Source organism: Serratia sp. NA_13, from assembly GCF_052691735.1.
Genome location: NZ_JBQZFV010000003.1, coordinates 246115 through 257842, shown reverse-complemented (window position 1 = coordinate 257842; position 11728 = coordinate 246115). Strand labels below are relative to the sequence as shown.

General features: G+C 58.0%; 13 protein-coding genes. 11 read left to right on the top strand and 2 right to left on the bottom strand.

Annotation, left to right across the window (positions count from 1 at the left end):
* Positions 1-65: 65 nt before the first annotated feature.
* A complete protein-coding gene (locus tag ACUTSU_RS07910) occupies positions 66-980 on the bottom strand; it encodes a LysR family transcriptional regulator (RefSeq protein ID WP_445650529.1) in 915 nt (304 codons plus the stop codon).
* A gap of 145 nt (positions 981-1125) precedes the next feature.
* Here ACUTSU_RS07910 and ACUTSU_RS07905 point away from each other — a divergent pair, with 145 nt between their 5' ends.
* Positions 1126-1725 carry an NAD(P)H-dependent oxidoreductase gene (locus ACUTSU_RS07905; protein WP_445650528.1) on the top strand — a complete coding sequence of 200 codons (600 nt, stop codon included), beginning with the start codon at positions 1126-1128 and terminating at the stop codon, positions 1723-1725.
* A 45-nt stretch (positions 1726-1770) separates the two neighbouring features.
* Here the strand turns inward: ACUTSU_RS07905 and fliE are convergent, their stop codons facing one another.
* Positions 1771-2085, bottom strand: a complete 315-nt coding sequence (gene fliE / locus ACUTSU_RS07900; protein ID WP_445650527.1) for a flagellar hook-basal body complex protein FliE — start codon at positions 2083-2085, stop codon at positions 1771-1773.
* A 509-nt stretch (positions 2086-2594) separates the two neighbouring features.
* Between fliE and fliF the strand changes: the two genes are divergently transcribed.
* The 10 genes from fliF (at position 2595) to fliO (ending at position 11635) form a co-directional block, all read left to right on the top strand.
* Positions 2595-4283 carry a flagellar basal-body MS-ring/collar protein FliF gene (gene fliF / locus ACUTSU_RS07895; protein WP_445653985.1) on the top strand — a complete coding sequence of 563 codons (1689 nt, stop codon included), beginning with the start codon at positions 2595-2597 and terminating at the stop codon, positions 4281-4283.
* The gene (gene fliG, locus ACUTSU_RS07890; RefSeq protein ID WP_445650525.1) at positions 4280-5272 is read left to right on the top strand and encodes a flagellar motor switch protein FliG; all 993 of its coding nucleotides are present in this window, start codon (positions 4280-4282) and stop codon (positions 5270-5272) included. The genes fliF and fliG overlap by 4 nt, the downstream gene beginning before the upstream one ends.
* The gene (gene fliH / locus ACUTSU_RS07885; RefSeq protein ID WP_445650524.1) at positions 5265-5969 is read left to right on the top strand and encodes a flagellar assembly protein FliH; all 705 of its coding nucleotides are present in this window, start codon (positions 5265-5267) and stop codon (positions 5967-5969) included. Before fliG ends, fliH begins: the two co-directional genes overlap by 8 nt.
* A complete protein-coding gene (fliI, locus tag ACUTSU_RS07880; RefSeq protein ID WP_445650523.1) occupies positions 5969-7330 on the top strand; it encodes a flagellar protein export ATPase FliI in 1362 nt (453 codons plus the stop codon). Before fliH ends, fliI begins: the two co-directional genes overlap by 1 nt.
* Before the next feature lie 22 nt (positions 7331-7352).
* Positions 7353-7799 (top strand): flagellar export protein FliJ, encoded by a 447-nt coding sequence (gene fliJ / locus ACUTSU_RS07875; RefSeq protein WP_445650522.1) that lies wholly within the window; start codon positions 7353-7355, stop codon positions 7797-7799.
* Entirely contained in the window at positions 7796-9019 is a 1224-nt protein-coding gene (locus tag ACUTSU_RS07870) for a flagellar hook-length control protein FliK (protein ID WP_445650521.1), read from the top strand. The genes fliJ and ACUTSU_RS07870 overlap by 4 nt, the downstream gene beginning before the upstream one ends.
* A gap of 306 nt (positions 9020-9325) precedes the next feature.
* Positions 9326-9814, top strand: a complete 489-nt coding sequence (fliL, locus tag ACUTSU_RS07865; protein ID WP_445650520.1) for a flagellar basal body-associated protein FliL — start codon at positions 9326-9328, stop codon at positions 9812-9814.
* Between the two features lie 5 nt (positions 9815-9819).
* Entirely contained in the window at positions 9820-10821 is a 1002-nt protein-coding gene (gene fliM, locus ACUTSU_RS07860) for a flagellar motor switch protein FliM (RefSeq protein WP_445650519.1), read from the top strand.
* Entirely contained in the window at positions 10818-11231 is a 414-nt protein-coding gene (gene fliN, locus ACUTSU_RS07855) for a flagellar motor switch protein FliN (protein ID WP_135317022.1), read from the top strand. The genes fliM and fliN overlap by 4 nt, the downstream gene beginning before the upstream one ends.
* A complete protein-coding gene (gene fliO, locus ACUTSU_RS07850) occupies positions 11231-11635 on the top strand; it encodes a flagellar biosynthetic protein FliO (protein WP_261123102.1) in 405 nt (134 codons plus the stop codon). The genes fliN and fliO overlap by 1 nt, the downstream gene beginning before the upstream one ends.
* Positions 11636-11728 lie beyond the last annotated feature (93 nt).

Genomic DNA, 11728 nt, shown 5'->3' with positions numbered 1-11728 from the left:
CGATTGGTAATCGCTATGCCGAGAGTAATACGCCAATCCAGTGTTCAACCCCCCGTCATCGCAACCTAAGGCCCTACCTGCGCCAATCTTGCTGGCAGTTGCGCCAACAATTGATCTACTGCCAACCGGACTTTTAAGGGTTGATAAGCGGCGTAGGGCCAGACTGCATTTATCGGGAAATCTACGCCGTGGCAGTCACGCATTAGCGCAACCAACCGACCGTCGGCAAGCGGCTCGCGAACCAGCCAATAAGGCAACCAAACTACGCCGGCACCGCTGACGGCGGCATTGGCAATAGCCTGCATATCGTCCATCATTATTCTTGCCTGGGGCCTGATTTCCTGCAGGTGACCACTGGCGTCTCTGAGTTGCCATTTCTGCAAGATACCGGCCCGCAAATACCCCACTGCCTGATGCTGACCAAGTTCAACTGGCGATTGCGGCTCGCCATAGTGTTGTAAATAGGCCGGAGACGCGCAAAAAGCCATGCCGTGCTGGCCAAGCTGCCGGACAACCAGACTGCTGCTGTCCGGCAAGGCACCTATGCGAATAGCCATGTCGAAACCCTCATCAATCAGGTCTACCCTTCGATCGCTAAATGACAGTTCAAGTGTCAATTGCGGATGCTGTTGCGCCAAATCTGTCAGCAAGGGGGCAATGCACAAATGACCGAACAGCACCGGCATAGACACCCGTAGCCGCCCACTGGCCTGCACTTTACCGCTGTCCAACAAATCTTCCACACTGTTGATGGTTGCCAATGCTTGCCGGCAGTGCTCGTAGAACAAAACCCCCTCATCCGTCAGGCTTTGGCTGCGGGTAGTACGCAGAAACAGCATCACCCCAAGCCGTTGCTCCAGGCGGGAAATGATTTTACTGATGGCGGAACGCGTCAGATGCAGCTTTTCTGCGGCGCTGGCAAAGCTGCCGGCTTCCGCCACGGCAACAAATACCGGTATCCCATTGAGTTCGGTTCTCACCTTATCGCGTCCATTTTGGCACCAATGATGTGAAACACTATCACCACTGGTGAATATTAAGCAATGCTAGCATAGGGTCTCTCGAATGCACCGGCGGAAAAGTTGACGCCTGGGCATTTACCCAAACCACTCTCAGGAAAAAATCATGAACAATATTCTGGTACTCAAATCCAGCATCATGGGCGACCAATCTCACACCAATGGGCTTATCGACAGCCTGTTGAGCGAACGTAGTGCCAGGGGGATGAAAGACAACGTCGTGGTACGCGATTTGGTGGCGCTTAACCTGCCAGTGCTGGACGCTGAGTTATTCAGCGCTCTACGCGGCGGTGAAATATCGAGCCAGCGGATCAAGGACGGAGTCGCGCTTTCCGACCAATTAATTGCCGAACTCAAAGCCAGCGATCTGGTGATAATTGGCGCACCTATGTACAACCATAACGTGCCGACACATCTAAAGAACTGGTTTGATTTGGTAGCACGTGCGCGCGTGACATTTAATTACACCGCGACTTATCCGGTCGGTCTGGTGGAGGGTGTGCAAGCTCTGGTGATCAGTTCTCGCGGTGGTGTACATGTCGGGCAAGATACCGATGTGGTCACGCCCTACCTGCGCTCCATTTTAAGTTTGATGGGTATCAGTGAAGTGCAGTTCGTTTATGCCGAAGGTCTCGATATGAAACCGCATGGACGCGACAGCGGCCTGGTAGCAGCTCGTAAGCAAATCGTTGAACTGCTCTCCTGAAACAAACACTCGATAGATCCTGGCCTCAATCTCGGGGCCAATCCATCACACCGCCATATTCATTACCTCTTGATAAGCGGAAACCAGCTTATTACGCACCTGTACGCCCATCTGCAGCGAGATCGATGACTTTTGCAGATCGACCATCACATCATTCAGGCTGATACCCGGCACACCTATCTCAAAATTCTGCGCCTGCTTGCGTGCGGTCTGCTGGGTATCGCTGATCTTGCCGATCGCCGCTTTCAGCTCACTGGCAAAACTGACACCTGGCGCAGCAGCCTCTTGCCCCATCGATCCGGCCTGAATCGCAGTGGCTTGTAGCTGCTGCAATACCCCTTCAATACCCTGAATTGCCATTGTGACCTCAATAAAAACGCGGCTGCCGGCCATGATGGCGGCAGGCACTACTTTGATGCTGCACACCCTAACACAGTGTTTTTATCCTAAAGCGGCTAATTAACTGCAAAAAACCCGGCTTATCGGGCCATCGAAATAGTGAGTAAGGGGAAATAATGGCTTGCCCAGAAATGGGAGCGCCGCTATACCCGTCGTCTTTCAAGTTGCAGCGTTGTTATCTGCTTTACAAGACCCATCCGTGGGTCTTGCCCCGTCGGGGCCGCTGCGAGCAGCGTTCAAATCTGTTCCTGACAGATTTGTCGCTCACCCCAGTGACTTACTCGAGTAAGCGCCTGGAGATGAGCGAGCTGGCCGCCTAGCTGCAACTTGAAAGGCATAGGGTGTATTTATATGTGTATCAGGGAGTCTGTTTTGTCACACAACGCTAACCACATCGTTCATCAGCCTGGCAGGGAGCTACGCCGTGGCCCGAACCGGATCCTGAGCGTCATTGAAGGACACTGGCTAAAATGAGTGCTTCAATCTCCGCCACCGAAAGCCGCGATAATGGCCTGCAAGCCATGTGGGACCGTCTGCGCGCCAACCCGAAAATCCCACTGCTGATCGCCGGTTCCGCCGCTATCGCCATTGTGGTTGCGCTGCTGTTATGGGCAAAAAGTCCTGATTACCGGGTGCTATACAGCAACATTAACGATCGCGACGGCGGTGCCATCGTCACCCAGCTGACGCAAATGAATATCCCCTACCGCTTCGCCGAGAACGGCGCGGCGCTGCTGATCCCGGCAGACAAAGTGCACGAAACCCGCCTGCGTCTGGCGCAGTTGGGCCTGCCGAAAGGCGGTGCCGTTGGCTTCGAACTGCTGGATCAGGAAAAATTCGGCATCAGCCAGTTCAGTGAGCAAATCAACTACCAGCGTGCTCTGGAAGGCGAATTGTCGCGCACCATCGAATCACTGGGGCCGGTACAAAACGCCCGGGTGCATCTGGCTCTGCCAAAACCCTCGCTGTTCGTGCGCGAGCAAAAATCCCCTTCCGCCTCGGTGACCCTGACGCTGCAACCCGGCCGCGCGTTGGATGACGGCCAGATCAACGCCATCGTTTATATGGTCTCGAGCAGCGTCGCCGGCCTGCCGCCGGGCAACGTGACCGTGGTCGATCAATCCGGTCGCCTGCTGACCCAGTCTGACGGTGCCGGGCGCGATCTGAACGCCGCACAGCTCAAGTACGCCAACGAAGTGGAAAGCCGCTACCAGCGCCGTATCGAAGCGATTTTGGCACCAATGGTCGGTAACGGTAATGCGCGCGCTCAGGTCACCGCGCAGATTGATTTTACCACCCGCGAACAAACCGACGAAGAATACCAACCGAACCAACTGCCGAATAAGGCCGCCGTCCGCTCCAAACAGATGAGTCAAAGCGATCAAATTGGCGGGCCACTGGTCGGCGGCGTACCGGGTGCCTTGTCCAATCAGCCTACCGCACCGGCTACCGCGCCAATTGAAACCGCCAAACCGGCGGCCACCGGCAATAACGCCGCCACCCAGCCCAATGCCGCGACCACCCGCAGCGCAGCCTCGGGGCCGCAGAATTCTCGCCGGGATGAAACCACCAACTACGAAGTCGATCGCACCATTCGCCATACTCAGCAAAAAGCCGGGACGGTACAGCGGTTGTCGGTGGCGGTGGTGGTTAACTATCGCGGTACTGATAAAGACGGCAAACCGCTGCCGATGAGTAAAGAGCAGTTGGCGCAGATCGAATCGCTGGTGCGCGAGTCCATGGGCTTCTCCAGCACCCGCGGCGACACGCTCAACGTGGTCAACACGCCGTTTACCGATAACGAAGTCACCGGTGGTGAGTTGCCGTTCTGGCAAAGCCAGGCGTTTATCGACCGTCTGTTCGACGCCGGTCGCTATCTGCTGGTCCTGCTGGTCGGCTGGTTGCTATGGCGCAAACTGGTACGTCCGCAGTTGCAAAACCGTCAGGCCGTACAAAAATCCGCTATCGCCGCCGCCAATGCGCCTATGGCCAAACCGGCAGAGAGCAATAAACAGAGTAATGAGGAGCTGGCGCAGCACCGTAAATCACAACAGCGCGTCAGTGCAGAAGTCCAGAGCCAGCGGATCCGCGATCTGGCTGATAAAGACCCACGCGTGGTCGCTCTGGTAATCCGCCAATGGATGAGCAACGAATTATGAGTCTGACCGGAACCGAAAAAAGCGCCATCCTGCTAATGACCTTGGGTGAAGATCGCGCCGCCGAGGTGTTCAAACACCTCTCCTCGCGTGAAGTCCAGCAGTTGAGCGGCACCATGGCCAGCATGAGCCAGGTATCGCACAAACAACTCAATGAAATACTGCGCGAATTTGAAGATGACGCCGAACAATATGCGGCACTGAGCGTCAACGCCAGTGACTACCTGCGTTCGGTGCTGGTTAAAGCGCTGGGCGAAGAGCGTGCCTCCAGCCTGTTGGAGGATATTCTCGAATCCCGCGAGACCACCACCGGCATGGAAACGCTCAACTTTATGGAACCGATGAGCGCCGCCGATCTGATCCGCGACGAACATCCGCAAATCATCGCCACCATTCTGGTTCACTTGAAGCGTGGCCAGGCGGCGGATATTTTGGCACTGTTCGACGAACGCTTGCGCAACGACGTGATGCTGCGTATCGCCACCTTCGGCGGCGTGCAACCGGCAGCGCTGGCGGAACTGACCGAAGTGCTGAACAACTTGCTTGACGGCCAGAATCTCAAACGCAGCAAAATGGGCGGGGTTCGCACCGCAGCCGAGATTATCAACCTGATGAAAAATCAGCAGGAAGAAGCGGTTATCGACGCCATGCGCGAATACGACGGCGAGCTGGCACAGAAGATCATCGACGAAATGTTCCTGTTCGAAAACCTGGTGGAAGTCGACGACCGCAGCATCCAGCGCCTGTTGCAGGAAGTGGAAGGCGAATCCTTGCTGGTGGCGCTCAAAGGGGCGGAACAGCCGCTGCGCGAGAAGTTCCTCAAGAATATGTCGCAACGCGCCGCCGATATTCTGCGCGACGACCTGGCCAACCGTGGCCCGGTACGCATGTCGCAGGTCGAGAACGAACAGAAAGCCATCCTGCTGGTCGTCCGTCGTTTGGCGGAGAGCGGCGAAATGATTATCGGCGGTGGCGAGGACACCTATGTCTGATCGCATTAACACCCTGCCCTGGCAACCCTGGTCGCTTAACGATCTGACCGAGCCGAAAGCGGTGGTGGAGCCACTGCCGCTGCCGCCAGTGGAGTCTTTCGGCTCCCCCCTGGACGACACTGTAGTTCAGGAACAGCAATTGGCCCAATTGCGCCTGCAGGCAGAGCAGCAAGGCCAGCAGTTGGGCTATGCCGACGGCCAGCAAAAGGGCTACGAAGCCGGGTTCCAGGCCGGCATGGAAGAAGGCCGCCAACAGGGCTTGCTGGAGGCGCAACAGCAACAGCAACCGCTGACCGCCCACTGGCAACAACTGGTGACTGAATTCCAGCATACTCTGGACGCACTGGACAGCGTGATCGCCTCGCGCCTGATGCAGTTGGCGTTGACCGCCGCCAAACAGGTGCTCGGTCAACCGCCAGTGTGTGACGGCACCGCCCTGCTGGCGCAGATACAGCAGTTGATTCAGCAAGAGCCGATGTTCAGCGGCAAGCCCCAGTTACGTGTGCATCCTGATGATTATCAGCGTATAGAACAACAACTGGGCGCGACGCTCAGCCTGCATGGCTGGCGGCTGCTGGCAGATGGCCAACTGCACCCTGGCGGTTGCAAAGTCAGCGCCGATGAAGGCGACCTCGACGCCAGCCTGGCGACCCGCTGGCACGAACTCTGCCGCCTGGCGGCTCCGGGAGAAGTGTAATGACGCTTCGACTCGGCCGCTGGCTAACTTCGCTGGACACGTTGGAAAAACGCATCGCACACACCCCGACGGTTCGTCGTTACGGCCGCCTGACGCGCGCAACCGGGCTGGTACTGGAAGCCACCGGGCTGCAACTGCCGATCGGCGCTACCTGCCTGATCGAACGTCACGACGGGGGTGAAGTTCAGGAAGTCGAGAGCGAAGTGGTCGGTTTTAACGGCCAGCGACTGTTCCTGATGCCGCTGGAAGAAGTGGAAGGCATTGTGCCCGGCGCACGGGTTTATGCCCGCGTCTCGCCGGAAGGGCAAAGTGCCGGTAAACAGCTGCCGCTCGGCCCGGCCTTGCTTGGTCGGGTGCTGGACGGCAGTGCCAAGCCGCTGGACGGCCTGCCCGCACCGGAAACCGGCTATCGTGCGCCGCTGATCACCGCCCCGTTCAATCCGTTACAGCGTACGCCTATCGAACAGGTACTGGATGTCGGTGTCCGCACCATTAATGGTCTGTTAACCGTCGGTCGCGGCCAGCGCATGGGGCTGTTCGCCGGTTCCGGCGTCGGTAAAAGCGTGCTGCTGGGTATGATGGCGCGTTATACCCAGGCCGACGTTATTGTCGTCGGGCTGATCGGCGAACGCGGCCGCGAGGTCAAGGACTTTATCGAAAACATCCTCGGCCCCGAGGGGCGGGCACGTTCAGTGGTGATTGCCGCGCCGGCTGACGTCTCGCCGCTGCTGCGCATGCAGGGGGCAGCCTATGCCACGCGTATCGCCGAGGACTTCCGCGATCGCGGTCAGCACGTACTGCTGATTATGGATTCGCTGACCCGCTATGCCATGGCGCAGCGTGAAATTGCCCTGGCCATCGGCGAGCCACCGGCCACCAAAGGCTATCCGCCGTCAGTGTTCGCCAAATTGCCTGCGCTGGTGGAACGTGCGGGCAACGGCATCAGCGGTGGCGGTTCAATTACCGCCTTCTATACCGTACTGACCGAAGGCGATGACCAGCAGGATCCGATTGCCGACTCGGCGCGCGCCATCCTCGATGGTCACGTGGTGCTGTCGCGACGACTGGCGGAGGCCGGTCACTACCCGGCAATCGACATTGAAGCCTCAATCAGCCGTGCCATGACCTCGCTGATCAATGAGGAACACTACCGCCGGGTGCGTAACTTCAAACAGATGCTGGCCAGCTATCAACGCAACCGCGATTTGATCAGCGTCGGTGCCTACGTCTCAGGCAGCGATCCTTTGCTGGACAAGGCGATGGCGCTGTACCCGCAGATGGAAGCTTATCTGCAACAGGGCATTTTTGAACGCAGCGGTTATGACGACGCCTGCCAACAGTTACAGCAGTTGATCGTTTAACGTCACCAAAGGCGAAAACCCGATGAAACCACAGTCCCCCCTGATTACCCTGCGCGATTTGGCGCAGGACGCAGTAGAACAGGCGACGCAGCAATTGGGCCAGGTGCGCAAGGCACAGCAGGCAGCAGAGCAGCAGCTTTCCATGCTGCTCAATTATCAGGATGAGTACCGCCAAAAGCTGAATAACCAACTGATCGGCGGCATGGAATCGTCCAACTGGCAGAACTACCAGCAGTTTATCGGCACGCTGGAGCAGGCCATCACCCAGCATCGCCAGCAACTGACGCAGTGGGTGCAAAAGGTCGAGAGCGCGGTGAAACACTGGCAGGACAAACAGCAACGGCTGAATGCCTTCGAAACCCTGCATACCCGCGCCCAAAGTGCGGAACTGCAGTTGGAGAATAAACGGGATCAAAAACTGATGGATGAGTTTGCTCAACGCAGTGCACAAAGGAATATCCACCCATGAACCTCAACCTATTGCCAGGTCTGTCGACCCCAGGCGACAGCGGATTACTACCAGACGCACAGTTACCGCTGGATGAGTCCTCCCTTTCGTCCGCCTTTGCTCAACTGCTCGGTGCACGTGTACTGCCGGCCGATAAGGCTGCAGGCAAGCTGTCGCCGATGGCGCTGAGCGCAGACGAGGACACCACGCCGCTGAGCCGCAACCAGCTAACCCAGCTACTGGCCACCTTCGGCGAACGTGATGGGCTTTTGGCGCCCTCGCTATTAACCAGCGGTCAGCAGGCGGCCGTAGCGCCAGGTGAAGAGTCGCTGAAAGATCAAACTGCGGAAAATACCGCCCTGCGCCCCGCCGGCGAAATCGACGCGGCCACCTTACAGGCGCTGTTCGCCATGCTACCGATCGCCGTAACGCCGGTGATACCGGCCACCGCTGCGGGCGTCGGGGAACTGAGCGTTGAAGGTGAACCCGGTACGACACAACCTACGGCTGTGCTGAGCGCCACGCTGGGCCGCCCCTCGGACGCCTCCGGCAGCCCGATAACGGACACACAGAAAACCCCGACGACCCTGAGCAAAGATCCTCTCAGTATGGATAGCCGCGCCGATGCACCACAACAGACTGCGGCCACCCAGGATAAGCCGGATGCAGCTGCATTGAAATTCAGCGCCGATACGCCGGCACCGGTCAATCACCTGATGGCACCGCCAGTCTCCAGCCCAACGGTGGCAGCAGCTCCAGCCTCTTCGCTGGTCACCGCCCCGCCCACGCCGCAGCTAAATGCTCAGCTTGGCAGCCCCGAGTGGCAACAGGCGTTGAACCAACAGGTGCTGATGTTCCATCGCAACGGCCAGCAAAGCGCAGAACTGCGCCTGCATCCGCAGGAACTGGGGGCATTGCAGATCACCCTCAAGCTCGATGACAGCCAGGCACAGTTGCACATTGCCTCCGCCCACGGTCAGGTACGTGCCGCCGTGGAAGCCGCCATGCCACAGTTGCGTCATGCGCTGGCAGAGAGCGGCATCAACCTGGGACAGAGCAGCGTCGGCAGTGAGTCCATGCCGCAGGGGCAACAGGCGCAACAACAAAACGCCGGGCAACAGGGCCAACCAAGTTATCGCGATAACCACGCCGGCAGCGAACCGGCCGTAGAAGCCCTCAGTGCTCCACAGGCATTGCAGGCGATGGCTCGGGCCGTCAGCGGCGTTGATATTTTCGCCTGACTGACCACAAACGCCCAAGCTGGCACGCTTTTCCCCGCCTATTCTGGCTATTGCACGCCGGAATAGACGGGATAATACCGCTACCCGTCATACTTGAAGCTGCATCATTGTTGGTTGCGTTTGCGCGCCCCAGTCACATAGTTACCTATGCTCCTGGGGACTTACAAACTGGCCGCCGCGATGCAACTCCAATTATTTAGGGCAAATTATGTCATGCATGCGGTTTTTACACGCGACACATCGTCGCGAGACCTTAGGTTGCAACTTGAAAGACGACGGGTATAACAACAGGAATTTGGCTTAGCAATGTCTCAGAACTCCCTTCCAACAGCCTCAAAAAATAAACGTCCGTTACTGGCTTACCTGCTGGTGTTGATTACCCTGCTCGCCTGCGGCGCAGCCGGCTACAGCTGGTGGCAGCTCAAACAGCACCAGAGCGACGCACAGCCCGCAGTCAAACCACAACCTCCGGCCGCACCGGTGTTTATGCCGCTGGACACCTTTACCGTCAATCTGATGACGCCGGATAACAACCCCGATCGCGTGTTGTATATCGGCCTGACATTACGCTTGCCGGACGAGAACACCCGCCGCCAACTTAACGATTTCCTGCCGGAGGTGCGTAGTCGTCTGCTGATGCTGCTGTCCCGTCAGGAAGCGGGTAAGTTGAGCAGTGAACAAGGGAAACAGCAATTGGTGGCGCAGATTAAGGACGTACTTAGCCCGCCGCTGGTTAAAGGACAACCGAAGCAGGTGGTCAGCGATGTGCTGTTCACCGCCTTCATACTGCGGTAATCACTATGGGCGACAGCATTCTTTCACAAGCAGAGATCGACGCCTTGCTTAACGGCGACAACGCGGGAGATGAACCCGTCGCGGTCACCAGCAATGAGAGCGAGGTCAAGCCGTACGATCCGACCACCCAGCGTCGCGTGGTGCGTGAGCGCCTGCACGCACTGGAAATCATCAACGAACGTTTTGCCCGGCAGTTCCGCATGGGGTTATTCAACCTGCTGCGTCGCAGCCCGGACATTACCGTCGGCCCGATCAAAATTCAGCCGTACCACGAATTTGCCCGCAACCTGCCGGTGCCCACCAACCTCAACCTGGTGCACCTGAACCCGCTGCGCGGTACCGCGCTGTTCGTGTTCGCGCCGAGCCTGGTGTTTATCGCGGTCGATAACCTGTTCGGTGGCGACGGCCGCTTTCCGACCAAAGTGGAAGGCCGCGAATTCACCCCCACCGAACAGCGGGTGATCAAGCGCATGCTGCGTCTGGCGCTGGATGCTTACGGCGACGCCTGGAGCGCGATTTACAAGATCAACGTGGAATACGTGCGCGCCGAAATGCAGGTGAAATTCACCAATATCACTACCTCGCCAAACGACATTGTGGTTACCACTCCGTTCCAGGTGGAGATCGGTGCGCTGAGCGGTGAATTCAACATCTGTATTCCGTTCGCGATGATCGAGCCGCTGCGCGAACTGCTGACCAACCCACCGCTGGAAAACTCACGGCAGGAAGACAGCCACTGGCGCGAAACGCTGGTGAAACAGGTGCAGCATTCCGAACTGGAGCTGATTGCCAACTTCGTCGATATCCCGATGCGGCTGTCAAAAATCCTGAAACTGCAGCCGGGTGACGTATTACCGATTGATAAACCGGATCGCCTGATCGCCCACGTGGACGGCGTACCGGTACTGACCAGCCAATACGGCACGTTAAACGGGCAGTACGCCCTGCGTGTTGAACATTTGATTAACCCTATTTTGAATGCTCTGAGTGAGGAACAGCCCAAATGAGTGATCCTAAGCAACCGTCTGGCGAAGGAAAGGAATCCGTGGACGATCTGTGGGCTGATGCGTTTAACGAACAGCTTGCAACCGACAAAACCTCTGCCAGCGACGCGGTATTCAAATCGCTGGAACCACAGGAGGCCGGCGGTAGCCTGCAGGACATCGATCTGATCCTGGATATCCCGGTCAAGCTGACCGTCGAACTGGGCCGCACCAAAATGACCATCAAGGAGCTACTGCGCCTGTCGCAGGGTTCGGTCGTGGCGTTGGACGGGTTGGCGGGTGAACCCCTGGATATCATGATCAACGGTTATCTGATTGCCCAGGGCGAAGTGGTGGTGGTGGCCGACAAGTTCGGCGTACGCATCACCGATATTATTACCCCATCCGAACGTATGCGCCGCCTGAGCCGCTAATGAACCCAAACGCCACCGCGCCCGCTCAGGGCACTTTACAACCCGCCACCCCGGCACTGCCGGCCGGTTCGGTGCTGACACAGGTCAGTACCGCACTCGGCGGGATCCTGCTGCTGATCCTGCTGGCTGGCTGGCTGTTTCGCCGATTGGGGTTCGCCCCACAGGCACGTAACAGCAAACTGTTAAACCTGCGGGCCAGCTGCCAGGTCGGTCAGCGTGAGCGCGTGGTGGTGGTCGAGGTGGACAACACCTTGCTGGTGCTGGGCGTCACCGCCCAGCAAATCACCCCGCTGCATACCATGCCTGCCCCTGCGCAAGATGACAGCGCGACCGACAGCGCAGCGCCGGCTGATTTTCGCCAACTGATGCAAAAAGTTTTGAAACGTCCGGAAAAATCGGCATGACTCACACTCAACAATCAGCATCCCCGACGATGACTCCTCTCCGCGCGGATTGGCAGAAAACCGCCGCCTTCCCCCTCTCCTGTTGGGAGAGGG

What these genes read in the sequence shown, in the direction of transcription:
- fliH (WP_445650524.1), top strand. Translation starts at nt 5,265, where the DNA reads ATGTCTGATCGCATTAACACCCTGCCCTGGCAACCCTGGTCGCTTAAC.
- fliL (WP_445650520.1), top strand. Translation starts at nt 9,326, where the DNA reads ATGTCTCAGAACTCCCTTCCAACAGCCTCAAAAAATAAACGTCCGTTA.
- fliN (WP_135317022.1), top strand. Translation starts at nt 10,818, where the DNA reads ATGAGTGATCCTAAGCAACCGTCTGGCGAAGGAAAGGAATCCGTGGAC.
- fliJ (WP_445650522.1), top strand. Translation starts at nt 7,353, where the DNA reads ATGAAACCACAGTCCCCCCTGATTACCCTGCGCGATTTGGCGCAGGAC.
- fliO (WP_261123102.1), top strand. Translation starts at nt 11,231, where the DNA reads ATGAACCCAAACGCCACCGCGCCCGCTCAGGGCACTTTACAACCCGCC.
- ACUTSU_RS07870 (WP_445650521.1), top strand. Translation starts at nt 7,796, where the DNA reads ATGAACCTCAACCTATTGCCAGGTCTGTCGACCCCAGGCGACAGCGGA.
- fliG (WP_445650525.1), top strand. Translation starts at nt 4,280, where the DNA reads ATGAGTCTGACCGGAACCGAAAAAAGCGCCATCCTGCTAATGACCTTG.
- fliE (WP_445650527.1), bottom strand. Translation starts at nt 2,085, where the DNA reads ATGGCAATTCAGGGTATTGAAGGGGTATTGCAGCAGCTACAAGCCACT.
- fliM (WP_445650519.1), top strand. Translation starts at nt 9,820, where the DNA reads ATGGGCGACAGCATTCTTTCACAAGCAGAGATCGACGCCTTGCTTAAC.
- fliF (WP_445653985.1), top strand. Translation starts at nt 2,595, where the DNA reads ATGAGTGCTTCAATCTCCGCCACCGAAAGCCGCGATAATGGCCTGCAA.
- fliI (WP_445650523.1), top strand. Translation starts at nt 5,969, where the DNA reads ATGACGCTTCGACTCGGCCGCTGGCTAACTTCGCTGGACACGTTGGAA.
- ACUTSU_RS07905 (WP_445650528.1), top strand. Translation starts at nt 1,126, where the DNA reads ATGAACAATATTCTGGTACTCAAATCCAGCATCATGGGCGACCAATCT.